The 26,475-nt window shown below is 37.5% G+C and carries 25 protein-coding genes and 1 other annotated feature; all 25 genes read right to left on the reverse strand.

The features are described 5' to 3' along the window. Positions 1 to 49: 49 nt before the first annotated feature. The gene (gene pyrE, locus ACJ2A9_RS08805; RefSeq protein WP_441421267.1) at positions 50 to 682 is read right to left on the reverse strand and encodes an orotate phosphoribosyltransferase; all 633 of its coding nucleotides are present in this window, start codon (positions 680 to 682) and stop codon (positions 50 to 52) included. After that, complete coding sequence (pyrF, locus tag ACJ2A9_RS08810; protein WP_441421268.1) at positions 663 to 1,394, reverse strand: orotidine-5'-phosphate decarboxylase; 732 nt, start codon at positions 1,392 to 1,394, stop codon at positions 663 to 665. Before pyrF ends, pyrE begins: the two co-directional genes overlap by 20 nt. Next, complete coding sequence (locus tag ACJ2A9_RS08815; RefSeq protein WP_441421269.1) at positions 1,394 to 2,305, reverse strand: dihydroorotate dehydrogenase; 912 nt, start codon at positions 2,303 to 2,305, stop codon at positions 1,394 to 1,396. The genes pyrF and ACJ2A9_RS08815 overlap by 1 nt, the downstream gene beginning before the upstream one ends. Further along, positions 2,302 to 3,078: a dihydroorotate dehydrogenase electron transfer subunit gene (locus ACJ2A9_RS08820; RefSeq protein WP_441421270.1), complete on the reverse strand. Its 777-nt coding sequence runs from the start codon at positions 3,076 to 3,078 to the stop codon at positions 2,302 to 2,304. The genes ACJ2A9_RS08815 and ACJ2A9_RS08820 overlap by 4 nt, the downstream gene beginning before the upstream one ends. An 18-nt stretch (positions 3,079 to 3,096) precedes the next feature. Beyond that, entirely contained in the window at positions 3,097 to 6,285 is a 3,189-nt protein-coding gene (gene carB / locus ACJ2A9_RS08825) for a carbamoyl-phosphate synthase large subunit (RefSeq protein ID WP_441421271.1), read from the reverse strand. Between the two features lie 38 nt (positions 6,286 to 6,323). Beyond that, positions 6,324 to 7,397 carry a carbamoyl phosphate synthase small subunit gene (locus tag ACJ2A9_RS08830; RefSeq protein WP_441421272.1) on the reverse strand — a complete coding sequence of 358 codons (1,074 nt, stop codon included), beginning with the start codon at positions 7,395 to 7,397 and terminating at the stop codon, positions 6,324 to 6,326. Then, the gene (locus tag ACJ2A9_RS08835; RefSeq protein ID WP_441421273.1) at positions 7,397 to 8,680 is read right to left on the reverse strand and encodes a dihydroorotase; all 1,284 of its coding nucleotides are present in this window, start codon (positions 8,678 to 8,680) and stop codon (positions 7,397 to 7,399) included. The genes ACJ2A9_RS08830 and ACJ2A9_RS08835 overlap by 1 nt, the downstream gene beginning before the upstream one ends. After that, entirely contained in the window at positions 8,681 to 9,580 is a 900-nt protein-coding gene (locus tag ACJ2A9_RS08840) for an aspartate carbamoyltransferase catalytic subunit (RefSeq protein ID WP_441421274.1), read from the reverse strand. 197 nt (positions 9,581 to 9,777) lie between these two features. After that, on the reverse strand, positions 9,778 to 11,100 hold the full coding sequence (locus ACJ2A9_RS08845) for a solute carrier family 23 protein (protein WP_441421275.1): 1,323 nt from the start codon (positions 11,098 to 11,100) through the stop codon (positions 9,778 to 9,780). Positions 11,101 to 11,262: 162 nt separating this feature from the next. Then, the gene (gene pyrR, locus ACJ2A9_RS08850) at positions 11,263 to 11,814 is read right to left on the reverse strand and encodes a bifunctional pyr operon transcriptional regulator/uracil phosphoribosyltransferase PyrR (RefSeq protein ID WP_441421276.1); all 552 of its coding nucleotides are present in this window, start codon (positions 11,812 to 11,814) and stop codon (positions 11,263 to 11,265) included. Between the two features lie 241 nt (positions 11,815 to 12,055). Next, complete coding sequence (locus ACJ2A9_RS08855) at positions 12,056 to 12,970, reverse strand: RluA family pseudouridine synthase (RefSeq protein ID WP_441421277.1); 915 nt, start codon at positions 12,968 to 12,970, stop codon at positions 12,056 to 12,058. Next, positions 12,971 to 13,435 carry a signal peptidase II gene (gene lspA / locus ACJ2A9_RS08860; protein WP_441421459.1) on the reverse strand — a complete coding sequence of 155 codons (465 nt, stop codon included), beginning with the start codon at positions 13,433 to 13,435 and terminating at the stop codon, positions 12,971 to 12,973. A gap of 140 nt (positions 13,436 to 13,575) precedes the next feature. Continuing rightward, positions 13,576 to 16,332 carry an isoleucine--tRNA ligase gene (gene ileS / locus ACJ2A9_RS08865; protein WP_441421278.1) on the reverse strand — a complete coding sequence of 919 codons (2,757 nt, stop codon included), beginning with the start codon at positions 16,330 to 16,332 and terminating at the stop codon, positions 13,576 to 13,578. Between the two features lie 74 nt (positions 16,333 to 16,406). Next, positions 16,407 to 16,659, reverse strand: a binding site (T-box leader). 101 nt (positions 16,660 to 16,760) lie between these two features. Continuing rightward, complete coding sequence (locus ACJ2A9_RS08870; RefSeq protein ID WP_441421279.1) at positions 16,761 to 17,255, reverse strand: DivIVA domain-containing protein; 495 nt, start codon at positions 17,253 to 17,255, stop codon at positions 16,761 to 16,763. Positions 17,256 to 17,374: 119 nt separating this feature from the next. Then, the gene (locus tag ACJ2A9_RS08875) at positions 17,375 to 18,148 is read right to left on the reverse strand and encodes an RNA-binding protein (RefSeq protein WP_441421280.1); all 774 of its coding nucleotides are present in this window, start codon (positions 18,146 to 18,148) and stop codon (positions 17,375 to 17,377) included. Positions 18,149 to 18,165: 17 nt separating this feature from the next. Then, positions 18,166 to 18,423, reverse strand: coding sequence for a YggT family protein (locus ACJ2A9_RS08880; protein WP_441421281.1), 258 nt, complete (start codon positions 18,421 to 18,423; stop codon positions 18,166 to 18,168). A 13-nt stretch (positions 18,424 to 18,436) separates the two neighbouring features. After that, on the reverse strand, positions 18,437 to 18,859 hold the full coding sequence (locus tag ACJ2A9_RS08885; protein ID WP_441421282.1) for a cell division protein SepF: 423 nt from the start codon (positions 18,857 to 18,859) through the stop codon (positions 18,437 to 18,439). Positions 18,860 to 18,909: 50 nt separating this feature from the next. Further along, a complete protein-coding gene (locus ACJ2A9_RS08890) occupies positions 18,910 to 19,605 on the reverse strand; it encodes a YggS family pyridoxal phosphate-dependent enzyme (protein WP_441421283.1) in 696 nt (231 codons plus the stop codon). 24 nt (positions 19,606 to 19,629) lie between these two features. Then, positions 19,630 to 20,451 carry a peptidoglycan editing factor PgeF gene (pgeF, locus tag ACJ2A9_RS08895; protein ID WP_441421284.1) on the reverse strand — a complete coding sequence of 274 codons (822 nt, stop codon included), beginning with the start codon at positions 20,449 to 20,451 and terminating at the stop codon, positions 19,630 to 19,632. Positions 20,452 to 20,607: 156 nt separating this feature from the next. After that, positions 20,608 to 20,850, reverse strand: a complete 243-nt coding sequence (locus tag ACJ2A9_RS08900; protein WP_441421285.1) for a YlmC/YmxH family sporulation protein — start codon at positions 20,848 to 20,850, stop codon at positions 20,608 to 20,610. A 162-nt stretch (positions 20,851 to 21,012) separates the two neighbouring features. Further along, the gene (sigG, locus tag ACJ2A9_RS08905; RefSeq protein WP_441421286.1) at positions 21,013 to 21,798 is read right to left on the reverse strand and encodes an RNA polymerase sporulation sigma factor SigG; all 786 of its coding nucleotides are present in this window, start codon (positions 21,796 to 21,798) and stop codon (positions 21,013 to 21,015) included. A 185-nt stretch (positions 21,799 to 21,983) separates the two neighbouring features. Further along, a complete protein-coding gene (sigE, locus tag ACJ2A9_RS08910; RefSeq protein WP_441421287.1) occupies positions 21,984 to 22,703 on the reverse strand; it encodes an RNA polymerase sporulation sigma factor SigE in 720 nt (239 codons plus the stop codon). 35 nt (positions 22,704 to 22,738) lie between these two features. Beyond that, a complete protein-coding gene (gene spoIIGA / locus ACJ2A9_RS08915; protein WP_441421288.1) occupies positions 22,739 to 23,671 on the reverse strand; it encodes a sigma-E processing peptidase SpoIIGA in 933 nt (310 codons plus the stop codon). Between the two features lie 248 nt (positions 23,672 to 23,919). Beyond that, positions 23,920 to 25,053, reverse strand: a complete 1,134-nt coding sequence (ftsZ, locus tag ACJ2A9_RS08920) for a cell division protein FtsZ (RefSeq protein ID WP_441421289.1) — start codon at positions 25,051 to 25,053, stop codon at positions 23,920 to 23,922. Between the two features lie 37 nt (positions 25,054 to 25,090). Further along, positions 25,091 to 26,368: a cell division protein FtsA gene (gene ftsA, locus ACJ2A9_RS08925; protein ID WP_441421290.1), complete on the reverse strand. Its 1,278-nt coding sequence runs from the start codon at positions 26,366 to 26,368 to the stop codon at positions 25,091 to 25,093. Positions 26,369 to 26,475 lie beyond the last annotated feature (107 nt).

The raw sequence follows: 26,475 nt of genomic DNA on the forward strand, positions 1-26,475 counted from the left end.
CACTTTTGATTTTGCTAACAATTATTAATTATACATTATTAATTCTAAATTATACATTCAGCCATTCAATCGAAGCTGGATCTTCCCGCCATTTTTTCAGTTTCGCAACATCCTGCTCTGCGATGAGGTTTTCAGCAAGTGCGACATCCAACAGTGTTGGATAATCTGTTAATGTATGAAATGATAGGTTAGCAGCTGTTAACTGCTGTTTTCCTTTCTCCAAATCATACGTGAAGATCGCCACGACTCCAATCACTTCAGCTCCTGCTTCACGTAACGCTTCTGCTGCAGTAATGACACTTCCGCCTGTTGAAATTAAATCTTCGACAACGACAACCTTTTGACCTTCCTTGATTAGCCCCTCGATTTGATTTCCTTTTCCGTGTCCTTTTGCTTTCCCGCGTACATAAACCATTGGTAAATCCATTAAATCACTTACCCAAGCAGCATGTGGGATACCTGCTGTTGCTGTTCCGGCAATGACATCTACATCACCGTAATGCTCTTTAATAAGCTCTGATAGGCCTTTTGCTACATCACGACGAACATTCGGATAAGATAGTGTTAAACGATTATCACAGTAAATTGGGGATTTCATACCCGAACTCCACGTAAAAGGTTCGTTCGGACTTAAACTCACTGCTTCAATTGTAAGTAAATGTTTAGCTATTTGTTGTTTCAAGCTCTCCACTCCATTCTGCTATGATCTTTTTATAGGCATTTACAGGATCATCTGCTGCTGTTATACTTCTTCCCACAACAATGGCACTACTTCCAAGCTCCCTCGCCTTTCTTGGTGTCGTTACCCGATGTTGATCGCCTTTGGCGTCACCCGCAAGACGAATCCCTGGCGTTACAGTAATAAAGGTCGTATTACACGCCTTCCTAATTAATGGAACTTCAAGCGGGGAACAGACAACACCATCTAAAGCAGCCGCTTCTGCATTTTGAGCATAATGGACAACTGTTTCATCAATTGTTTTATGAATCAATAATTCCTGTTGCATTAAATCCTCAGTTGTACTTGTTAATTGGGTTACAGCGATACAGCTTGGTCGTTTTTTTCCAGCTTTTGTACCCTCTTCTAATCCTTCAATCGCTGCTTTCATCATGACTGATCCACCAGCTGCATGCACATTTACCATATCGACATCCAGACGAGCTAAAGCTTTCATTGCTTTATTTACTGTATTTGGAATATCATGAAGTTTTAAGTCAAGGAAAATACGATGACCTCTACCTTTTATCTTATCAATAAGCCCAGGACCACTACTATAAAATAACTCCATACCGACTTTTACATAGAGTTGTTCGTTATCAAATAACTGCAAGAAGTTATTCACTTCATCTCTTCCGGCAAAATCTAAGGCAACCATTAATGGTCTATCTGACATTATTTCCAGCTCCCTCCAATTAGTTCTGAAATATGATCAACACCCATTTGATCTAATAGGGCTGGTAGCTCGTCAATAATAGTCGGACATACATAAGGATCGACAAAGTTAGCTGTACCAACTGCCACCGCACTGGCTCCTGCAAGGAAAAATTCAATAACATCTTCTGCTGATTGAATCCCACCCATTCCAATGATCGGAATCGATACAGCCTGACTTACTTGATGGATCATTCGAATCGCCACAGGTTTAATTGCTGGCCCAGATAAACCACCTGCACCATTGGCTAAAATTGGCTTTCTCGTTTTTAAATCAATTCGCATTCCAAGTAATGTATTGATCATTGAAAGGCCATCCGCTCCAGCCTTTTCAACAGCAACAGCCATTCCGACAATATCAGCGACATTTGGTGAAAGTTTAACATACACAGGCACTTGTGATACATCCTTTACAAGCTTTGTTAATTCACCTGCCACTTCAGGGATTGTTCCGAAAGCTATTCCACCTTTTTTTACATTTGGACAAGAAATATTTAACTCTAGTGCATGAACATTTGGTGCTTTTGATACAGTCTCTGCAACTTGTATATAATCTTCCATTTCAGAGCCTGCAATATTGGCAACAATGGGTACATCATATTGTTCAAGCCAAGATAATTCTTCTGTCATTACTTTTTCAACACCTGGATTTTGCAGTCCAATTGCATTTAACATTCCTGCTGATGTTTCAGCAACCCTTGGAGTTGGATTACCGAAGCGCGGCTCTACTGTAGTCGCTTTTACAGCAATGGCTCCTAGTAAACTTAAATCATAAAATTTGGCATATTCTTTCCCAAAGCCAAAACAGCCAGATGCCGGCATAATTGGATTTTTCAGCGATAATCCTGGCAGTTCCATTTCTAATCGACTCATAGAATCACCTCGCCAACTTTAAATACTGGTCCATCACTACAAACTTTCTTATAAGACGTACCCTCTGGATCATTGGTATCATGACAAACACAAGCAAAGCATGCTCCAACACCGCAGCCCATACGCTCTTCTAATGAAATAAATACTTTCCGATCTGCAAATCTTTCTCCTATTGCTTTTAGCATTTGAATTGGTCCACAAGAATAGAGAGTGTCAAAAGTTAGCTTTCGCTCATCAATCACATCCGTAACAAACCCTTTTACACCGTAGCTGCCATCAACCGTTGTTACATATGTTTCACCTAGCTCTGCGAACTTCTCTTCATAAAACACATCAACTCCACTTGAAAAACCAAGAACATGTATCACTGTTACTCCTCTAGCCTTCAGTTGCTTGGAAAGGTAGTACAGGGGCGGAACACCGATCCCGCCACCTACTAATAAAGCTATTTCATTTTCCTTTGTTTCTTCAACTGGGAAGCCGTTACCGAGTGGGCCAAGAACATCTACCTGTTCTCCTTGAACTCTTTTCGATAATAATTGGGTTCCTTTACCATCTGCACGATACAGCATCGTTAATTGTTCGTTATCATGATCAATATCACAAATACTAATTGGTCGTCGCAATAATGGATCGATGCTATCCGATACTTTCACATGAACAAATTGTCCTGGTTGTTTCATTTCTTTTATTAAAGAACCCTGAAGCTTTATTTCATAGATATTTTTAGCAATTTCCTCTTGTCCCACGATCGTTAAATCAGCTTTCAACATTTATCTTTTCACTCCCAGTTAGTTCATTTGTGGCATACTTTCAGATGTGAAAGTAATAAGTTCTAAGACACGTACTAATGCCTCGGCAGTGTCCATCGATGTCATACAAACAACACCATTTTCAACGGCTTCACGACGAATTCTAAAACCATCACGAGCAGGCTGCTTGCCTTTTGTTAAAGTGTTTATCACAAACTGAGCTTGACCTTGTCGAATCACATCTAATAAATGAGGCTTTTGATCACCAATTTTATTGACTACTGTGACTGGAATATTTTGCTCTTGGATTGCTTTTGCTGTGCCTTCTGTCGCCAGTATATGATAGCCAATTTGATGGAATCTTCTCACAAGGGCCAGTGCTTCTTCTTTATCTTTGTCAGCAACTGTGAACAGAACCGATCCATGTGTTGGAATCTTCATTCCAGAAGCAATAAGTCCTTTATACAGTGCTTTTTCAACTGTATAATCTCTTCCCATTACTTCCCCTGTTGATTTCATTTCAGGTCCAAGTGTAATGTCTACCATACGTAGTTTTGCAAAAGAGAAGACTGGTACTTTAACTGAAACCTGTTCACTTTCCGGGTGATAGCCAGTTTCATAACCTAGACTAGGTAAAGACTCACCAAGGATTGCCTTTGTTGCTAAATTAGCCATAGGTACCCCTGTAATCTTACTTAAAAACGGTACTGTACGGCTTGAACGAGGGTTTACTTCTAATACATAGACTTCATCCTCATGAAGAACAAATTGGATATTTAATAGACCAATAATTTTGAGCCCTCTCGCAAGCGCAATTGTACGATCAATAATTTTATTTTTGATTTCTTCTGATATACTTTGCGGTGGATAAACGGCAATCGAATCACCAGAATGGACCCCTGCACGCTCGATGTGCTCCATAATTCCTGGGATATACACATTATCACCATCAGAGATGGCATCAACTTCGATTTCCTTCCCAAATAGGTATCGATCGATTAGAACCGGATGCTTTGGATTGATTTTCGCTGCATTCGCCATATAGCGTAATAATTCATCTTCATGGTACACAATTTCCATTGCACGACCACCAAGGACATACGACGGTCTGACAAGGACCGGATAACCGATTTCTGAAGCAATGGCTACAGCTTGATCAACCGATGTTGCCGTTTTTCCTAATGGTTGCGGTATATTCAGTTCCTGTAATGATTGTTCGAATTTATCACGGTCTTCAGCACGATCCATATCTTCAAGTGCTGTTCCTAAAATTCGTACGCCACGTGCTTGTAATTCTTCAGCCAAGTTAATCGCCGTTTGTCCACCGAACTGTACGATGACTCCTAGCGGCTCTTCTTGACGGACAACATGCATGACATCTTCAATTGTTAATGGCTCAAAATATAATTTATCTGATGTACTAAAGTCTGTAGATACTGTTTCAGGGTTATTATTAATAATAATGGCTTCGTAGCCCGCTTCTTTAATTGCCCACACAGTATGAACAGTTGCATAATCGAATTCGATCCCTTGCCCGATTCGGATAGGTCCTGAACCTAGTACTAAGATGCTTTTCTTATCAGAAATAAACGACTCATTCTCTTCCTCATATGTTCCATAATAGTAAGGTGTTGCAGATTCAAATTCAGCCGCACATGTATCAACCATTTTATATACAGGCATGATTCCATGCTCATCTCTGAATTCAAAAATTTCACGTTCTGTTTTATTCCATAATTTCGCAACCGCAATATCTGAAAATCCTTTTTCTTTTGCTGAACGTAAAAGTTCTGCATCCTCTGGATAATCTTTTAATTTCTTCTCAAGCTCAATAATTCCAGCCATTTTTTCTAGGAAAAAGACGTCAATTTTGCTCAATTCCCAAATTTTCTCGATTGTATAACCTCTTCTAAATGCTTCTCCAATGATAAATAATCGTTCATCGTCAGCATGTGTAATTCGTTGTTCTAATGTTTCCTGATCAAGTTCAGCAAACTCTTCTCTTTCAAGATGGTATACGTTCGCTTCTAGTGAACGTATCGCTTTTAAAAGGGATTCTTCAAGGTTTCGACCTATTGACATCACTTCTCCAGTGGCTTTCATTTGTGTTCCTAATTTACGGTTTGCCGCTTCAAATTTGTCAAATGGCCACCGTGGAATTTTACTAACAACATAGTCCAATGCTGGTTCAAAACTCGCATATGTTGTTTTTGTAATCGGGTTTTTAATTTCATCTAATGAATAACCGACAGCAATTTTCGCAGCGATTTTAGCAATTGGATAGCCCGTTGCTTTAGATGCTAATGCTGACGAACGGCTTACACGAGGGTTAACTTCGATAATGTAATATTGGAAACTGTCTGGATCAAGGGCAAACTGAACGTTACAACCTCCTTCAATCCCTAATGCACGAATGATTTTCAGTGATGAATTTCTCAGCATTTGATACTCACGATCGGATAGCGTCTGACTTGGTGCAACAACGATCGAATCTCCTGTGTGAACACCAACAGGGTCAATGTTTTCCATGTTACATACAACAATCGCTTGATCTTTCGCATCACGCATGACTTCATACTCAACTTCTTTATAGCCAGCAATGCTTTTTTCAACTAGACATTGAGTCACTGGACTGTACTTTAACCCACTCGTTACGATCTCAATAAGCTCTTCTTCATTGTGAACAAGTCCTCCGCCTGTTCCCCCCAATGTATAAGCTGGACGAACGATAATTGGATAGCCAATTTCCTCAACGAACTGATAGGCCTCTTCAAGCGTATGAATAATCGCGCTTTCTGGAATCGGTTCATTCAGTTCATTCATTAAACTGCGGAATAAATCACGATCCTCTGCCTGTTTAATCGCATTAAGGTGCGTTCCTAACAATTCGATATTGTATTCCTTTAATATGCCGGATTCTTCTAATTCAACCGCCATATTTAATCCCGTTTGTCCTCCAAGTGTTGCCAGTAATCCATCAGGCTGCTCCTGGCGAATAATTCGACTTACAAAATCCAATGTAATCGGTTCAATATATACTTTATCTGCCATCGTTGTATCGGTCATAATTGTAGCTGGGTTTGAGTTGATTAGTATCACTTCATACCCTTCTTCTTTTAATGCTTGACAAGCTTGCGTTCCCGCATAATCAAATTCAGCTGCTTGCCCGATAACGATCGGCCCTGATCCTATTACTAAAATCTTTTTAACATCATTACGCTTTGGCATGATATATCCTCCCTCAAGTTGATCTATTCTCAAATGGTTTATTTTTTGTTTTGTTCGATCATCGCTATGAATTGATCAAATAGCTCATTTGCGTCCTCTGGTCCAGGTGAAGCTTCTGGATGATATTGAACACTGAAGGCAGGATAATCTTTATGTTTTAAACCTTCAACTGTACCGTCATTAACAGAAACATGTGTAATCTCTAATCTCGTATTTTTTACTGATTCTTCTTCAACTGTATATCCATGATTTTGCGATGTAATGGCGATTTTTCCTGTTGCAAGTTCTTTCACTGGATGGTTTGACCCACGATGGCCAAACTTTAATTTACTTGTCGTTGCCCCTGATGCTAATGCAAGTAACTGATGCCCTAAGCAAATTCCAAACATCGGTACTTTTCCTAATAATCCTTGAATCATTTCAATGCCCTCAGGAACATCAACCGGATCTCCAGGTCCATTACTTAACATAATTCCATCAGGCTTTAAACGCAATATTTCTTCAGCTGATGTATTGTATGGAACTACAACGACATCACAATTTCGCTCAATTAAGTCTCTTAAAATCCCACTTTTTGCTCCAAAGTCAACGAGTACAACACGATGTCCTCTTCCCGGACTTAAATAGGAATCCTTTGTCGAAACTGTTGCAACTTGATTTCTTGGAAGTGTTTTCTCTTTTAATTCTGAAACGACTTCATCAACATTTGCTTCCATGCTGCACAGTTTTCCTTTTAACGTACCAAACTGTCGTATTAAACGAGTAAGCTTCCTTGTATCAATCCCCTCTAACCCTGGAATATCATTAGCCTTTAGTAATGTATCCAATGATTCTTCGCTACGCCAGTTACTAGGATTCACAGCGGCTTCTTTGACAATTAGTCCGTTAATTGCAGGATTAACGGATTCAAAGTCATCGCGATTGATACCGTAATTTCCAATAAGTGGATATGTCAATGTAACAATTTGTGCACAATATGATGGGTCAGATAAAATCTCTTGATAACCAGTCATACCGGTATTAAAAACAACTTCCCCTTCTTTTTCTATTTCACTTCCAAATGCTTTTCCAATAAAAACAGTTCCATCTTCTAAAATTAACTGGCGTTTCATTATGATTCTCCTCCTTGTGTCCAAACAATTTTACCGTTAACGATTGTAAGTACTGGCCATCCCTTGCACTCCCAACCAGTAAATGGTGTATTTTTTCCTTTTGAAACAAATGTAGCAGGATCAACTTTTTTCGTCTCTTCTAAATCAATCACAGTTAGATCAGCTAAAGCTCCTTGGTTGAGTGTTCCATATGGAAGCTTAAATGCTTGTGATGGTTTGATTGTTAAAAAGTCAACAAGCTCCTTTAATGTAATCACTTCTTTTTCTACAAGATGTGTATAAAGTAACGGGAAAGCTGTTTCTAAACCAACAATTCCAAATGGTGCTCTTTCCATACTTTCAGATTTTTCTTCTTCTGTATGTGGTGCATGATCAGTGGCGATAAAATCAATCGTGCCATCCTTTAATCCTTCGATTAATGCAGCTAAATCTTCCTTTGCTCGAAGTGGAGGATTCATTTTGTAATTTGTATCTAAACCAGGTATGTCTTCATCACATAAAAGCAAGTGATGCGGTGTCACTTCTGCTGTTACATGAATTCCAGCTTTTTTTGCATCTCTTACGACACGTACAGATTCTTTTGTACTAATGTGACAAACATGATAATGAGCACCTGCAGCTTCTGCTAAGAGAACATCTCTTGCAATATGTACAGACTCACAAACAGATGGAATTCCATTTATCCCATGTTGCTCTGAAAAAACACCTTCATGAACTGCTCCTTTGTTAATGAGAGAGTTATCTTCACAATGTGCTACAATGGCCATGTTTTGCTTGGCAGCCTCTTTCATCGCACTAAGCATCATTCCAGCTTCCTGAATCCCAACACCGTCATCAGTAAAAGCAAATGCGCCAGATTCCTTCAACTCTTCAAAATTCGTTAACTCTTTCCCTAATTCACGAACAGTAATTGACGCATAAGGTAAAACCCGTACATAAGCAGTTTCTGCAATACGATGATTTAGTGCTTCTAATTGTTCTTTTGAATCTGGCACTGGTCTTGTATTAGGCATCGCCGCCACTGTTGTAAAGCCACCTTTTGCCGCAGCTAATGTTCCTGTTTCAATTGTTTCCTTATGTTCTCCACCAGGCTCACGTAAATGAACATGCAAGTCTACCATGCCTGGAACAATTAACTTTCCATTCAAGTTAATAACTTCGTTGTTACTCTCATCTATTTGTGAATCAATTTTAACAATCTTCTCATCCTGAATTAACACATCTTTAGATTCTAGCTCACCAGTTGCTGTTAGTACTTTACCGCCTCTTAATAAAATTCCCATTTATTTAACCCCCACTTGTGATCTTGTTAATGCTCGTTTAAGAACGGCCATCCGAACTGCGACTCCATTATTCATCTGTTTAAAAATTCTTGACCTGCCACACTCTACCAAACAGTCAGCAATTTCAACACCGCGATTAATTGGAGCAGGATGCATGATAATACTATGCTTCTTCATTCTTTTTTCTCTTTCTATAGTTAAACCATATTGCTTATGATATTCTTCTTTCGATGTGAGCATTTTAAACGCATGGCGTTCGTGTTGAATACGCAACATCATCATGACATCTGCTATCTCAATCGCTTCATCAATCGGTAAATATTGACCGACCGCAAATGAGTCGTCAATCCATTGCTCTGGTCCTGAGAAATATACATTTGCACCTAATCTTGATAGAACTTCAGCATTTGATCTGGCCACTCTACTATGACGAACATCACCAACGATCACTACATTTAAGCCTTGAAAAACGACGAACTCTTGTTGGATTGTTAACAAATCTAGAAGTGATTGCGTTGGGTGATGACCACAGCCGTCTCCTCCATTAATAATCGGAATATTGATTTTTCCAACTAGCTCATCAAAGTAGTGATCTTGAGGATGCCTGATCACTACGACATTTGTTCCGATTGATTCTAATGTTTTAACTGTATCGTACAGTGTTTCACCTTTTTGAACACTGGAATTTTGTGCTTCAAAGTTTAATACTTGAAGACCTAATTTTTTTTCTGCTACTTCAAAACTGAATTTTGTTCTTGTACTTGGTTCAAAAAATAAATTTGCTACAAACTTATCCTCATTAGGCCGCCATGTCTCACCACTTAAAAACCGATCTGCCTGACTCAAAATTTCAAAAATTTCATCTAATTCTAATGAAGGCATCGTTAATACGTGATTCATTTTTATCCCCTTCCTTTCAATAAACAGTTACTGCAAACAGTCACTGCCTGTGTGAATGACCATCCTCGCCTTTAATTAGAAAAGCACCCTGATTCATTATTGATTCAGGGTGCCTTCAAACAGAAGGGATAGCGTGCTGCCCTTTGTTTGGTAAACACCCTTCTAAGCCTCACTGGGCTTACTTAAAAGGTGATGGTTTATGCTACTGTTTGTTCACTTTTTTTTTCAGATTCTTCATTAAGAATTTCTTTGCTTTCGTGGTTAGTGTCTCTACCTGGTAAAATCAAGTTTAAGATAATACCTACAATCGTAGCCAATGCCATTCCAGCAATTTGTACATCCTCAGATACTTGGATAAACGCGCCGCCAACCCCGACGACTAAAATTACTGAAGAAATAATTAAGTTGCGTTTACTTCCTAAGTCAATTTTATTATCAATTAACATTCTCAAACCGGAAGAAGCAATAATACCGAATAATAAGATTGATACACCACCCATAACAGCAACTGGTATTGTTGAAATCAGCGCTGCAATCTTACCGATAAATCCAAACATAATGGCAATGACTGCTGCACCACCAATAACAAACACACTAAACACTCTTGTAATCGCGATAACCCCAATATTTTCACCATATGTTGTATTTGGCGGCCCACCGATTAAAGCAGAAATCATTGTTGCTACACCATCACCTAGAATCGAACGGTGTAAGCCTGGCTTTTCAAGAAAATTCTTATCAGCGACTTTACTTAACACCATTTGATCACCAATATGCTCTGCAATAGTTACCACAGCAATAGGTACCATAATAAATGCAATCGCCCATGAAAATTGTGGTGTATATGTTACAAAAGGAACTATGAAATCAGGTACTGCAAACCAAGATGCTTCATATACAGGAGTAAGATCAACAATTCCTTGTGTCACTCCAAACAGATAACCACCAACAATTCCAAAAAGGATTGGAATTAAACCGAAGAAACCTCTAAAAAATGCTGCTGCAATAATTGTAATCGATAATGTGACAAGTGCGACGGAAAAATGTGTCAAACTATAGGCTTCTGTTATTGGCTCATTCATCGCCATATTTACGGCTACACCTGCTAATCCTAGTCCAATGACCATAATGACTGGACCTACAACAATTGGAGGAAGCAGGTTCATTAACCATTTTGTTCCACTTGTTTTAATAAGCAATGCTACGATTCCATAGATGATACCAGCTAAGAAGCTTCCGACCATCGCTCCTTCTGGTCCACCAATTGCCGAAGCAGCTAAGATTGGCGCAATAAAAGCGAATGATGAACCAAGATATGCCGGTATTTGACCACGTGTAATGAATAAATAAGCAAGTGTACCTAATCCACTCGAAACAAGTGCTACCGCTGGGCTTAAACCAGTTAAGAAAGGGACGAGCACAGTTGCCCCAAACATTGCAAATAAGTGCTGTAAGCTTAAGATAATCCATTTATTTAATTTTGGTATTTCACGTATTCCAACATCATTTTGTGTATTCATTTTTGAAAATCCTCCTCTATTAACTCTCTTCTAGTTTCATTAAGAAACTTTTTTTTATACAAAAAACCTCTTTGTTACACAAAGAGGTATCTTCATCACCTTAAAATACATAAGTATCCTAAGATAGAGGAGTATACCCCTTAGCAGCCTCACGGGACTGTTTTAAAGGGAGGTTTTTTGCTTAATACTCACTTCATCAATGCCATCAACTTCTGCTAATTTCGCTTCGATGATTTCATTTTTCGAAGTAGGAACATTCTTGCCAACATAATCCGGGCGAATTGGCAGTTCTCTATGGCCACGATCTATTAATACTGCAAGCTGAATCTGACTTGGACGACCATTATCCATGATTGCATCTAATGCTGCTCTGACTGTTCTCCCAGTATAAAGAACATCATCAATAAGTATTACCTTTCGATCGGTTAACTCTTCTGGTAATTGGCTACCTTTAATTAGCGGCTCTTCGTCCTTTGTCTTGATTGTTAAATCATCGCGGTAAAGAGTAATATCAATTTCGCCTACTGCAATTTTTGAGCCCTCAATTTGCTCGATCCGTTCTGCTAATCGATTTGCTAAATAAATCCCTCTCGTTTTAATTCCGACTAGAATGCAATTATCGATTCCTTTATTTCTTTCAATGATCTCATGTGCGATCCTTGTTAGCGCTCTTCGTATTGCTTGTTGATCTAAAATAACATTGGCTTTTTCCACTTTTCCACCACCTTGTCATGAACTAGTAACACCTTTGATTAGTTTCACCTAATATATATTTGCTTAATTCCATGAAAAAACCCTCTCATGTCCTGTGAGAGGGTTTGACAATTACACCTAAATAGACATACTGCGTCTTAGGTTATTATCGGTTCCTTCTCAGCCTCACGGGACTGTAATTAAAGGTGCATATTTACTTTACAAAAATAATTATGTCAGAGTTCGACATTGATGTCAATGACTAATTTCTTAATTGAAATAAAATATGTTCCATATCATTTGGGATTGGTGCTTCAAATAATAAACGCTCACCTGACCGAGGGTGGATGAATCCTAATTTTTCAGCATGAAGTGCTTGACCTTCAATTGGCAACTTCTTCGCTTTAGATGGCCCGTATTTAGGATCTCCAGCTAGTGGATAGCCTATATATTTCATATGAACTCGGATTTGATGCGTTCTCCCTGTTTCTAATTGACACTCAACAAACGTAAAGTCTTTAAACCTTTCCAAAACTGTAAAGTGGGTAACTGCGTGTCGACTATTTTCATCGGTTACCGTCATCTTTTGACGATCTTGTTTATCTCGACCAATGGGTGCCTCAATCGTTCCATGATCATGACCAATGACTCCATGGACAATGGCTTTATAAATACGGGTTGTTGTCTTTTCTTTTAATTGGCTTACTAAAGATTCATGTGCTAAGTCATTTTTGGCGACCATTAATAGACCTGATGTATCTTTATCAATACGATGAACAATTCCAGGGCGCATCACTCCATTGATTCCAGATAGGTCCTTGCAATGAGCCATAAGACCATTAACAAGAGTACCTGTTGTATGGCCTGGCGCAGGATGAACTACCATTCCACGAGGCTTATTGACAACGAGGACATCACTGTCTTCATAAATAATTTCTAAATTTAAATCCTCAGCAACAATTTCAAGCGGTTCAGGATCCGGAATGGACAGTTCAACCCTATCCCCGGTCTGACATTTATAGTTACTTTTTACAACTCCATTATTAACTGTTGCATGCCCTTCTTTAATCCATTGTTGGACTTGACTTCTCGACCATGTATCATCGTAGGAAGAGATGAGCTTATCTAAACGTTCTTTATTATTTTCAATTTCAACGATCCATTCAAATTGTTCCATTTATGAATTCTCCCTTGTTTTTCGATCTTCAAAAAGAACATAAACCATAATTACGATTAAACCAACGACAAGAGCAGAGTCGGCAACATTAAAGATAGGAAAATCATAGGTAATAATAATGACATCCAAAAAGTCAACAACTTCCCCCCGAAAGACACGGTCAATAAAGTTTCCAATTGCTCCGCCTAACACTAACCCTAATGATAATCCCATTAATGGCTTATTCTTTGCTTCTTTATGCAGGTAATAAATAACAAAACCAACTACAAATACTGTTACAACATAAAAAAACCACATTTGCCCTTGTAATATTCCAAAAGCAGCTCCTCGGTTTCGATGAGAGGTAATATAAAATATATTTTCAATAATAGGTATACTCTCCCCTAATTCCATCGTTTTTACTATTAGCCATTTTGTCACTTGATCGCTAATGAGAATAACAATTGCAACAACATAATACCAAATCACCATTCGTTCCTCCGTTTCCAAAACTATACATACCTTAATGAATTGTAGCATAGCAACCTTACGTGAACAATTCAAAACAAAATAAAAAAACTAAGTACAGCGAAAAACTGTACTTAGTTTTAATTATTTTTTCAATATTAATAACTTTCTGTTACAATCGTTGCACAATCTACACATAATGTTTGATGTGTCTCATTTTGACCAACAGTTGTTGAAACAACCCAACAACGTTCGCAAGTTTCTCCTTCAGCTGATTGTACTACGATCGCTAAATCATCAAACTTTCCAGCTTCTGTAGGTGCTTCAGCCATTTCACCAGCAATTTCAGCTTTTGATACAATAAATAGTTTATGAAGCGGCTCAACGTTTTCTAATAGCTGTTTCACTTCTGCTGATGGATACAATTGAATAGCTGCAGTTAGTGACTTTCCAATGACCTTTTCATTACGGGCATTTTCAAGTGCTTTTAACACTTCGTCACGAACAATCATAAATTTATTCCATTTCGCTTCAATCTCACTCTCATCAATTGCCAGAGCATCTGGCATATCGGTTAATTGAACACTTTCCTCGTCCACTCCTGGAACAAAAGCCCATACCTCATCTGCTGTATGAGGGAGAATTGGTGTTACGAGTTTTGTAAGTGCCACTAACACTTCATATAAAACTGTTTGAATTGAACGACGCTCATGTTGATCTGCAGATTGGATATACAACGTATCCTTTGCAATATCAAGATAAAATGAGCTTAATTCAATTGTACAGAAGTTATGAATCGTGTGATAAACAGCAGAGAAGTTATACTCATCATAACCTTTCTTTACCTTATCAATTACTTGATTTAATTTTATTAGCATATAACGATCAAGTTCAGGTAAATCTTCCCTTTTTACAGCATTTAATTTAGGATCAAAATCATCTAAATTCCCCAATAGGAACCTGAACGTATTACGAATTTTACGGTAAACCTCAGCAACCTGTTTTAAAATTTTATCTGATACTCTTACATCAGATTGATAATCAACTGATGCGACCCATAAGCGTAAAATATCTGCACCTAATTGCTTCATTACATCATTTGGAACAACAACATTACCGACTGATTTACTCATTTTACGTCCTTGGCCATCTAGAGCAAATCCATGACTTAAAATTCCTTTGTATGGCGACTTTCCGGACACCGCAACACTTGTTGAAAGCGATGAGTTAAACCATCCACGGTACTGGTCGGATCCTTCGAGGTATAAATCAGCTGGTCGTTCTAATTCTTCACGTTCTACTAGAACACCCTGATGTGACGAACCAGAATCAAACCAAACATCCATAATGTCCATTTCTTTCGTGAAGGTTCCATTCGGGCTATGTTCTGATGTAAAGCCATCTGGTAGTAATTGTTTCGTATCCCATTCAAACCAAATATTTGATCCGTGCTGACGGAATAAGCTTGATACATGATCAATTGTTTCATCCGTAATAATTGGCTCGCCATTTTCGCCATAAAAGACTGGAATCGGTACACCCCAGGCACGCTGTCTTGAAATACACCAGTCACCACGATCACGAACCATATTATATAGTCGTGTTTCTCCCCAGTTTGGTACCCATTTTACTTCTTTAATTGCTTCTAGTAATTGCTCACGGAAATCTTTAATTGAAGCAAACCATTGAGCAGTTGCTCTGAAAATAACCGGCTTCTTCGTTCTCCAGTCATGCGGATATGAATGGGTTACAAAATTCAGTTTTAATAAAGCACCTGCTTCTTCAAGTTTTTCAGTAATTGGCTTATTTGCGTTATCATAGAATAACCCTTCAAATCCTGGCGCTTCAGCAGTCATCACACCTTTATCGTCTACTGGACATAAGACATCGAGGTTATACTTCTGACCAACAATATAGTCATCTTCCCCATGTCCTGGAGCAGTATGGACACAGCCTGTACCTGCATCAAGAGTAACGTGTTCACCAAGAATAACTAATGAATCACGCTCATAGATTGGATGACGGCAAATAACATGTTCTAACTGCTCACCTTCGAATGTTTTAATCACTTGATGATTTTCCCACTCAAGTTCTTTAACTAAAGTTTCAAGTAATCCAGAAGCAACAACATACTTATTACCTTCAACCTGGACAACACTATATTGTAATTTAGGGTGCACAGTAATCGCTAAGTTTGCTGGAATTGTCCATGGAGTCGTAGTCCAAATTACTACTTTTTCATCTCCATCTAACACATTTTTTCCATCAACAACAGGGAATGCCACATAAATGGATGGTGAACGTTTATCTTGATATTCAATTTCCGCTTCAGCTAAAGCAGATTCTGAAGATGGTGACCAGTAAACAGGCTTTTTCCCTTTATAGATATAGCCTTGTTTTGCCATTTCTCCAAATACTTTAATTTGCTGTGCTTCGAATTCTTTCGAAAGAGTAATATATGGATTTTCCCAATCTCCTCGTACACCTAAGCGTTTAAATTGTTCTCTTTGACGATCGATTTGTTGTAATGCATATTCCTCGCATAGCTTTCTAAACTCAGCTACCGACATTGATTTACGGTCTACTTTCCCGTTTTTTGTTAAAGCTGTTTCAATAGGTAAGCCATGAGTGTCCCAACCTGGTACATAAGGTGAATGGTAACCGCTCATTGATTTAAAACGAACAATAATATCTTTTAATACTTTATTTAAAGCATGTCCCATATGAATATCGCCATTCGCATATGGAGGACCATCATGTAATATAAATAATGGTCTACCTTTCGTACGGTTTTGCACTTTTTCATAAATTTTTAGTTCATCCCATTTCGCCTGCATTTGCGGCTCACGATTTGGTAAATTTCCGCGCATCGGGAAATCAGTTTTGGGCATAAGTAACGTATCTTTGTAATCCATTTTCTTTCCTCCTATGTGAAATCTCAAACGTTAAATAATGTACAAAAGCAAAATAAAAAACCTTCAGATCCCAATGTAGGGACGAGAAGGTTAAACCCGCGGTACCACCCTAATAGACAAACAAAAAGTCGTTTATCCACTTTGGCATTCGTAACGTGAATGAAACGCTGTAGCCTACATGACTCTTTTAGACAATATGTATACCAAGAGCTTTCGATACAGTACTCAAGGGTGATTTTCCTTTTATTCCTTTACCTTGGGCTCCCACTATCCCCAATTCGCTAATTAAAGGGTCATAAAAGTACTCTTCCCTCTCAACGTTATGTTAATGATTCATTTTTCAATATTCTAAAGAATTATATGATAAAAGACGGCAAGTTGCAAGAAAAGGAAAAAGTTAATATCCAGACCAATCGATTATTCTTTTCCTACGCCTTTTCATACTCAGCTTCTTCTGTATCCGCTTTCGTAATATCATCCCAATCATCAGTGCTTAACATTTCTAACTGAGCTTCAATTAACATTTTAAATCTCATTTTGTATACAGAAGCTTGTTTTTTTAACTCTTCAATTTCTATTGCTATCTTACGTGATTTTGCTAACGATTCATTAATAATTCGATCAGCATTCTTCTCTGCTTCCTTAATAATGAGTTGTGCTTCCTTTTGCGCATTTCGTCTAACTTCTTCTGCTGTTTCCTGAGCGATAAGAATTGACTTATTTAAAGTTTCTTCAATATTTGCAAAGTGCTCAAGTTTTTCATCAAGCTCAGTTACTCGCTCAAACAATTCCTTCTTTTCACGTAAAACAGTTTCATAATCCTTGATAATCTGATCAAGAAATTCATTCACTTCATCTTCATCATATCCTCGAAAACCACGACTGAATTCCTTATTATGAATATCTAACGGGGTTAAGGGCATGAACAACACCTCCGGTCAAAGTAGAAAACCCTTATTTTTTCAGTAGTCTTTAGTAATAACCATATTTTTTATTTTTACTTTATTCGACATAAACTGTTTTCATCCCTTTAAGTAAGAGATTATTTTCTTACTCCAACGATAAGACGCCATTTATCTTTTTTCGTCTTACCTTCATTGGCGATTAGTTTACTTCGGCCAAATCCTCGAACTGAAATATAGTCTCCTACTCTAAGTTGAAATGATGGTTGATCAATTGTTTTCCAATTTACTTTTACCCTATTATTCTCGATTAATGGAGCCACTTTTGTACGAGAGAGCCGGTAAATATCAGCAATCACAGTGTCTAACCTCAGTGAAGATACTGTTGTGGAACGCTCTTGCCATTCTTCCTCAGCCAAATGTAAATCGTTTACAGAAATTTCATCGATCGTTACTGTTGCACGTCCAATTGACTGCAAATTATGTTCAACATAACGAGCAATTTCTTTCGCAACGACAAACTGAATATTACTAGCCTTAATTAAAATATCTCCAAACTTCTCTCTCTTTAGTCCAATTCCCATTAACGAGCCCAAAATATCACGATGTTCTAATATAACAAACTTTTCGGGATAATTGACCTTAAAACAAACGATCTCATAATCCGATTCTACAGGTTCGAGATATTCCGGATATAATAACGCCCGTTTTCGCTCAGAATAAGTAGAGCCGCCCCAAAAGGAGAGTCGTATGGCAGGGTCGTTTCCAATAATCATAGAGAGAATATCCTGTTGACGAGGATCTAAGAAATCAGTTAATTTACTACTGTAGCGTTCAATAACCCAGTCCTTCCATTCCAAGACTTGGTCAATAAAAGCACGCTCTTCGCTACGAAAGTGTTGATAAATACTCATGATTTATAGTCCCACACCTACATTCCAAATAATGCCACAACACCATAGCGAGCAAAACTTAATGCTAATATTGCCACGATCGGAGAAATGTCAATCATACCAAGAGGCGGAATGATTTTTCGGAATGGAGCTAAATAAGGCTCTACTAATGAACCAATCATCTTTCCAAAATTAGATTCTCTGGCATTTGGAAACCAAGACATTAAAATATATGCAATGACTAGATACGAATAAATTGTTAATAAAAATAAAAGCAGGTCAGCAATCGCTGCCATAAACTATCACCACCTATGTATATTGTTCTTGAAGAATTTCAGAGATGCTTCCAGAAACATCAACGTTATCTGGCGTACAAAGGAAAATGTTTGCTCCTAATTTTTGAATATCCCCTCCTATAGCATACACTGTTCCACTTAAAAAATCGACAATGCGCTTTGCTTGATCATGAGGAATACGTTGTAAATTAATCACAACAGAGCGACGGTTTTTTAAATGATCTGCAATATCTTGGGCTTCGTCATAAGCACGCGGTTCAATTAGCATTACTTTTGCTGATTGTTGTACACTTTGTAAACTGACAATATTATTTTTCCCTTGTTTTTTTTCAGGTTCAATCTCTTCTTTATCTGACCATCCTTGCTCATTTTCGTACTGTATACTTTGTTCGTCTTCTAATTCGAAAAACCTTTTAAACTTTGACTTAATCCCCATGCTAATTTCCCTCCCTGATCAAAAATTTTTTTGTTTTTTTGATAGCCTGTCTACTTTTGAGGCAATGTTTCATTTCCAACTAGTGATGTTCCTAATCGGATATAAGTTGCTCCTTCTTCAATGGCGATATGAAAATCATTAGACATTCCCATCGATAATTCATTGCACGGTGCATGACTTAACTGCAACGCTTGAACTTTATCTTGCAATTCTTTCAATCCTCTAAATACAGGTCTTGTTTCCTCTGGATCATCAACAAAAGGGGCCATCGTCATTAGTCCTACAACTTGAATTGCAGGATAATCTGATAATTCCTCGATAAAGGTAAGCGCTTCTGCAGGAGACAATCCTGATTTCGACTCCTCCCCTGAAACATTTACTTGTACAAAACATTTTACAGTACTATTTTCCGATGCACGTTTTTGTATCTCTTTAGCAAGAGATACGCGGTCTAAAGAGTGAATATAATGAAATTTATTAATGATTTCTTTTGCTTTTCTTGATTGCAGAGAGCCGATAAAATGCCACGTTCCCTGTTCTCCAAGTGCATCCATCTTCTTTAGACCGCTGTCTACTCTATTTTCACCTATATGTTCAATACCGGCATGCAGCGCTTCTCTTGTCGTTTGTTCGCTTACATATTTTGTAACTGCGATTACTTTAATCTCATTTGGATCCCGACCTGTCCGTTGACATGCTACCTCAATTTGCTCTTTTATTTTCTGCAGGTTTTTTTTAATTGTCAACGCTTAGTCCCCACTTTCTAATTACTATAATTTATATCCGATAAAACTAACCATACGGCCAGTAACACCGTTTTCTTTTCGATGTGAAAAAAATAGGTCATTATTGTTACTCGTACAATATGATGTTTCCAGAATATTTGATTCACAAACTCCTGCTTTAATTAATAATTTTCGATTTAACTGCTTTAAATTTAGTAGAAATTTGCCTACTTTTGTTTTAGTATAAGGCTTCGTATCATGAATGTCTAATACGTTATCTACATTTGCAATAACTTTTTCATCCACTTCATACTGCTCCATACTTATTGATGGTCCGATTGCCGCATAGATATCCTTTGCAGGTATTTGTTCAACATCCACCCACCTATTAACCATGTTTCCTACAATATTCCCGACAGTACCCTTCCAACCAGCATGTACGATACCAATCATTTGATGCTTCGGCGCAAAAAAATAGACGGGGACACAATCAGCATACAGGGTAGCTAATATCGTCTCACGATCATTCGTATATAGTCCATCTACCCCTTTGATGACCGTCTCAAGGTTATCCACCCCAGAATTTCGGTGTTGTTTCGTTACTTTACAAATCGAATTCCCATGAACCTGCTCACAAAACACCCATTTTTGAAGTGGAACCATTACATTATTAGCCAACTTTTCTCGGTTTTTAATGACGTCTTTTTCATGATCATTTACGTGCAAACCAAGATTAAAAGAACGATATGGTCCTTTGCTGTATCCTCCCTCCCTTGTCGTCATCCCTACAACAAGGTTTTGATCAAGTTGCATCCAATTTGGGAGACTTAAATAAGAAAAAGATCCTTTTTGAAATGGCTCCATCATCGATTACACTTCCTTACTTCATTTGCTCATCATAATGAATAAACATTAAGAACTTTGACAAAATAATTGACATTATACGAAGTTTCTTTTTATTTTAACATATTTTACTAAAGCCTATAAATGACTTTCTTTGAAACAATTATATCTTTGCTTGAATTATCGATTTAGATCTGTCCGTACAAGGATACAATCAGATCCAATTTTAATAATATTTCTCCAAGGAATCACAATTTCTTCGTCTCTACCAAGGAGTCCCATCATTCTGCCAGTACCTCCAATAATAATTGCATCAATTCTCCCTGTTTCTAAATTAATATCAAGATCACCAAGGTTTCCTAAACGTCGACCCTCAGATATATTAATAATATCCTTTGATTGCAGTTCAGAAATTTTTATCATGACGCATAGCCACCTTTCACGTTATTTTTCAACGTTTAACTTTATTATATATATGTGTGACAACCTAAATTAATACGACTTAGAAAAGACAAATTAGAGTTGAGAATTGAAAGTTAGTTGAAGTCCTATGAACATAAAAAAACCTGCTGCAGATGCAACAGGTTAACTTTGAGCGTGTTTATTCATTTGCTGGATCGCTGCTTTTTCTAAACGAGAAACTTGTGCTTGGGATATCCCAATCTCGTCAGCAACTTCCATTTGTGTTTTCCCTTGAAAAAAACGCATGTTCAATATTAACTTTTCTCGTTCACTCAGACGAAGCATTGCTTCCTTTAAAGCAATTTCCTCAATCCATTGAATATCTTTTTGCTTGTCATCACTTATTTGATCCATCACATAAATTGGATCGCCTCCATCATTATAAATTGGCTCAAATAATGATACAGGGTCTTGAATAGCATCCAAGGCAAAAACAACATCTTCCTTTGGAACATTTAACACTTTTGAAATTTCCTGAACAGTCGGTTCTCTTTCTCTCGATCGTTCAGCCATTAATGAGTCGCGAACTTGTAATGCCTTATAAGCTATATCGCGTAAAGAACGGGAAACTCGAATGGGATTATTATCCCGTAGATATCGTCGAATCTCTCCAATTATCATTGGTACAGCATAAGTCGAAAATTTAACATTTTGACTTAAATCAAAGTTATCAATGGATTTCATTAAACCAATACAACCGACTTGAAATAAGTCATCAACGTATTCTCCTCGATTATTAAACCGTTGAATAACACTCAGGACAAGTCTTAAATTTCCATTGACTAGTTTTTCTCTTGCTGAGTTATCCCCATTTTGAAGTTGTTCAAACAATTCCCGCATTTCTTTGTTTTTCAAAACAGGTAATTTCGACGTATCCACACCACAAATTTCTACTTTATTTCGTGTCAATTCTTTCCCTCCTAACAGGAGATGATGTACAAGTAAAGTATCTCCTTCACAGGGAAAAATATGCATCACTTAAAACAGCAAAAATTTCACAACTTATCATTCAGGAGAATGATTGACGATAATAGCAACGTTTTTCGACCATTTATTCTACTAAAAAAATATTTTAAAATGCCTTATTTTATTGATTAAACCATTTTATTTAATTCTTTTCGTAATCGCTTAATGATTCTTTTTTCGAGTCTAGAAATATAAGATTGAGATATCCCTAATAAATCGGCAACATCTTTCTGAGTTTTTTCCTCTTCTCCTGCTAGTCCAAAACGCAACTCCATTATTTGTTTCTCACGTTCATTCAATGTATGAAGTGCCTTTACTAATAACTTTCGATCAACTTTTTCCTCTATTCCTTTTGTAATAATATCATCATCAGTCCCCAGTACATCTGATAAAAGCAATTCATTTCCATCCCAATCTATATTTAGCGGTTCGTCAAATGAAACTTCTGAACGAATTTTATTATTTCTTCGTAAATACATCAAAATTTCATTTTCAATACATCGTGAAGCGTATGTTGCTAATTTTATTTTCTTTTCTGGGTTAAACGTATTAACTGCTTTTATAAGTCCGATTGTACCAATACTTATTAAATCTTCTATATTTATTCCGGTGTTCTCAAACTTTCTGGCAATATAGACAACTAGCCGTAAATTTCTTTCAATAAGCATCGAACGAACAGTTTTATCACCTGAAGGTAGTTTACTTAATAAATGGGCTTCTTCATCTTTTGAAAGCGGTGGTGGCAATGCATCACTTCCGCCTATGTAGTAAATTTCTTCTGCTTTTAGCCCTAATCGAAATAACAGTTTGTACCATAACAAGGTTATTTTAAGTTTGATGATTGACATGTATAAATCCCCCTTACAATGAAATCGTATTTCTACTAGGCTGGCATTTGCTTTATTCCATTTGTAATCATCTTAGGATGTATAATACATTCATACTCGTCCTCTGCCGAAAGTACCGTATGACTTAAACCAATCAATACTTTGGCAATACCATAAACCTCATTATCATGTGTAACTTTAACTTGATCAGGCTTAATCCCTATTAAAAATTGATTTTCCTGACCTACACCCCGATAAGGAATAATTCTCATTCGCTCCTGCCATTTATCTCTTTCCTCTGCACTTCCTAAATTGGTGCCAATTTCATCAATCTTTTTCGACGCTTCCACTAACCAATCGGGTATATACTCAACCATTTTTGACACATCTAGAATCATAACAGGAGCCTTTGTAATTGGATCATGTAGTTGATTCCCTGAATCAATTAATCCCTTTACCTTTATTTCTGTTTGATCAATGCTGATTACGACATCTACAATTTGATCATACTTTACTTGCTGTACTTCAACTTGCTGAATATTTTTCTTTGAGAAGTACCAAACAGCAGGAAACCCTAGTACAATTAAACTCCAACTAATGGGACTACCAAACCCCGATGATTTTGTCGCTACAATACCGTTTAATACCGTGGCATCATTCTGTAAAAAATAGTGTAATGCAAAAATTCCCCCCCCACAAATAAAACTAACAAAATAAAACATGCATAAGTTCTGAGCAAAATAACTAAAACGCTTATAACCAAAAGTGAACAATACAATTAACATAGAAAAAAGAGTTTTTATTAACGGATGATAGACAATAGTTGAGAGTGGTGTAAACAATGCTAAGACGATGCTGGAGGCCATTAGGGCACCTAAGATTAAGCGCCACTTATTCATTGACCTTTTCAAAACAATCGCTGTTAAACAAAGTAATAGCAAATCGATACAAAAATTAAGAAACCATATGACATCGAGGTAAATGGTCATGGGTTTCTCCTTTCTTAATCAATTTTGAAACAAGTATATCTTAATCCTATTTGAAAGTCTGTCATTTCATGACGAGTGTATTGTTATAATTTTGAAATATTTCCAATCATTTTGTCAGGGAATTAATAAAAACACGGGCATTTCTCAGCTACTAACCGAATTGATCTTGATGAACTAGGCACTCGAGGTGATTTCAGCACGTTTGACAAAAAAAGAAGTGCAACCACTGTAACGGTTGCACTTCTTTTTTATCGCTTACGACGATTTCGTAAAAACGTCGGAATATCTAAAGTATCAAGTTGTTCATTTTTGCTGGTTTGCGGCTGGCTAAATCTCGATGGTGCAGGTTCTTGATTAGTCTCTTCACGTGAAATACTAGGGTTAGAGACTGGGCGTTGTGGTGCTGCAGGTTTTGTTGCTCTATTCTCCTGGTCATCAAAACCAGTTGCAATCACTGTTACAACAATTTCATCCTTAAGGTTTTCGTTAATAACTGATCCAAAAATCATGTTTACTTCATGATCAGAAGCATCTGATACGATTTCTGCTGCTTCATGCACTTCGTATAGACTTAAGTTCGTACCACCAGTAATATTCATCAAGACACCTTGAGCACCATCAATTGATGTTTCTAACAATGGACTTGAAATCGCTTTTTTTGCAGCTTCTGCAGCACGATTTTCACCTGTTGCAATACCAATTCCCATTAATGCAGAACCTTTATCACTCATAATTGTTTTTACATCAGCAAAGTCAAGGTTGATTAATCCCGGAACAGCAATTAAATCTGATATCCCTTGAACACCTTGTCTTAATACATTATCAGCTTCACGAAACGCTTCTAGCATTGGCGTATTTTTATCAACAATTTCTAGTAGACGATCGTTTGGAATGACAATCAATGTATCGACATTCTCTTTTAAGGCACCAATTCCACCTGCTGCCTGTGACGAACGTTTACGGCCTTCAAAAGTAAATGGTCTTGTTACAACGCCAACTGTTAGGGCGCCAATTTCTTTGGCAATTTGGGCAATAACCGGAGCTGCCCCCGTACCTGTACCACCACCCATTCCAGCGGTAATAAAGACCATATCTGCACCTGCAAGAACTTCTTCAAGTTGTTCTTTACTTTCTTCAGCTGCCTTTTTTCCAATTTCAGGGTTGGCTCCAGCTCCTAATCCTCTCGTAAGCTTTCCGCCAAGCTGCAGTTTTGTCTCTGCTTTAGACAGATGCAATGCCTGGGCATCAGTATTCACCGCAATAAATTCTACGCCTTGTAATCCATTTTCTATCATACGGTTAACGGCGTTACTACCGCCACCGCCAACACCGATAACTTTTATTGTTGCCAGTTGATCCATATCCATTTCAAACTCTAACATTTAAGGTCCCCCTAATCGATCATGTTTACCGCTCTCATTATTCAAAAAACACTTTAAACCATTTCTTTACTTTTTTCTTCACACCAGGATTTTCAGTTGCGCTCTTGGCTGCTTTTTCCTTTTTTTCAGGTGCAATTTCATCATTATTCATCGGTGCAAGAGCAGCCGCTACTTCTTTTCCTTGAATTTTCACATTGCGGTAAGCAAATTGAATCAATCCAACACCAGTGGTGTATTGAGGTTCTCTAACACCTATATAATCCGGTATTGCAACGCGTACATTTTGCCGCAATATATACTTTGCTAATTCTAAAATTCCAGGCATCATGACAGTGCCTCCTGTCAGCACATATCCACCAGGAAGATCACGATAACCTAATCGGTATATTTCTTCCTCAACTAATTCGAATATTTCACTCATTCTAGCTTCAATAATATGAGCTAGTTCAAATTGAGAAAATTTTTCTTTTTCATCACTACCAATTCGTGAAACAGTAAATACTTCCTCATCAGAAGCATGATCAATAAAGGCATGTCCATGCTTAACTTTCACTCTTTCTGCTTCTTCTGTAGAGATTCGAAGACCAACTGAAATATCGTTTGTTACATGATCTCCACCAACAGGAATCACAGACGTTACTTGCAGTGAACCCTGTTCAAATACAGAAACAGTGACAGATCCACCTCCGATATCTATCAATGCTACTCCAAGCCCTTTTTCATCTTTGGAAATAGCTATTGAACCTGCTGCTAATGGTTGTAAGCAAATATCCGCAATTTGAAGCCCTGCTCTTTCTACGCATCGTAATAGATTATGTAAGATTGTTTTAGAACCAGTAATGATTGTTCCTTCCATTTCTAGTCTAACACCAATCATCCCTCTAGGGTCATTAATTTCATCCAATCCATCAACAATAAATTGTTTCGGGATAACATCAATAATTTCACGCTCTGGAGGAATTGAGACTACCTGCGCTGCATCGATCACACGAGCAATATCCTCGTCTCCAATTTCACGGTCGTTACTAGAAACAGCAACTACACCATGGCACGGTTGTAATTGCACATGATTTCCTGTTACCCCCACAATCACTTGCTTTATCGATAATCCAATCATGCGTTCCGCTTGTTCAACCGCTTTTTTAATCGAACGAACAGTTTCATCAATATCCACGATTGACCCTTTTTTTATACCTTTCGAATTGGAAGTTCCCACCCCAATTATATTTAATGAACCATTTGCCATTTCTCCAATGATTACTCTAACATTGGATGTACCGATGTCTAAACTAACATAAATTTCATTGCTGTCCATTCTTTGGCACCTCCTTTTATTTATAAAAAATGGAATTTTCTATAGAAAGTTAGTATATTGTCAAAACTGACAATCACCTTTATTTCTACAATTTGATTACATCTATC

It is taken from the genome of Anaerobacillus sp. MEB173 (genome assembly GCF_052119505.1).
Taxonomy (GTDB): domain Bacteria; phylum Bacillota; class Bacilli; order Bacillales; family JBJMAU01; genus JBJMAU01.

Bases quoted from the DNA above. Each gene is read 5' to 3' on its own strand.
- ACJ2A9_RS08815 (WP_441421269.1), bottom strand. From the start codon at position 2,305: ATGAGTCGATTAGAAATGGAACTGCCAGGATTATCGCTGAAAAATCCA.
- ACJ2A9_RS08900 (WP_441421285.1), bottom strand. From the start codon at position 20,850: ATGATAAAAATTTCTGAACTGCAATCAAAGGATATTATTAATATATCT.
- ACJ2A9_RS08870 (WP_441421279.1), bottom strand. From the start codon at position 17,255: ATGCCCTTAACCCCGTTAGATATTCATAATAAGGAATTCAGTCGTGGT.
- ileS (WP_441421278.1), bottom strand. From the start codon at position 16,332: ATGGATTACAAAGATACGTTACTTATGCCCAAAACTGATTTCCCGATG.
- ACJ2A9_RS08835 (WP_441421273.1), bottom strand. From the start codon at position 8,680: ATGGGAATTTTATTAAGAGGCGGTAAAGTACTAACAGCAACTGGTGAG.
- ACJ2A9_RS08830 (WP_441421272.1), bottom strand. From the start codon at position 7,397: ATGAAACGCCAGTTAATTTTAGAAGATGGAACTGTTTTTATTGGAAAA.
- sigE (WP_441421287.1), bottom strand. From the start codon at position 22,703: ATGTCAATCATCAAACTTAAAATAACCTTGTTATGGTACAAACTGTTA.
- ACJ2A9_RS08840 (WP_441421274.1), bottom strand. From the start codon at position 9,580: ATGAATCACGTATTAACGATGCCTTCATTAGAATTAGATGAAATTTTT.
- ACJ2A9_RS08880 (WP_441421281.1), bottom strand. From the start codon at position 18,423: ATGGCAGCGATTGCTGACCTGCTTTTATTTTTATTAACAATTTATTCG.
- ftsA (WP_441421290.1), bottom strand. From the start codon at position 26,368: ATGGACAGCAATGAAATTTATGTTAGTTTAGACATCGGTACATCCAAT.
- ACJ2A9_RS08820 (WP_441421270.1), bottom strand. From the start codon at position 3,078: ATGTTGAAAGCTGATTTAACGATCGTGGGACAAGAGGAAATTGCTAAA.
- ACJ2A9_RS08845 (WP_441421275.1), bottom strand. From the start codon at position 11,100: ATGAATACACAAAATGATGTTGGAATACGTGAAATACCAAAATTAAAT.
- ftsZ (WP_441421289.1), bottom strand. From the start codon at position 25,053: ATGTTAGAGTTTGAAATGGATATGGATCAACTGGCAACAATAAAAGTT.
- ACJ2A9_RS08885 (WP_441421282.1), bottom strand. From the start codon at position 18,859: ATGGGGATTAAGTCAAAGTTTAAAAGGTTTTTCGAATTAGAAGACGAA.
- ACJ2A9_RS08855 (WP_441421277.1), bottom strand. From the start codon at position 12,970: ATGGAACAATTTGAATGGATCGTTGAAATTGAAAATAATAAAGAACGT.
- spoIIGA (WP_441421288.1), bottom strand. From the start codon at position 23,671: ATGACCATTTACCTCGATGTCATATGGTTTCTTAATTTTTGTATCGAT.
- pgeF (WP_441421284.1), bottom strand. From the start codon at position 20,451: ATGATGGAGCCATTTCAAAAAGGATCTTTTTCTTATTTAAGTCTCCCA.
- ACJ2A9_RS08875 (WP_441421280.1), bottom strand. From the start codon at position 18,148: ATGAGTATTTATCAACACTTTCGTAGCGAAGAGCGTGCTTTTATTGAC.
- pyrF (WP_441421268.1), bottom strand. From the start codon at position 1,394: ATGTCAGATAGACCATTAATGGTTGCCTTAGATTTTGCCGGAAGAGAT.
- carB (WP_441421271.1), bottom strand. From the start codon at position 6,285: ATGCCAAAGCGTAATGATGTTAAAAAGATTTTAGTAATAGGATCAGGG.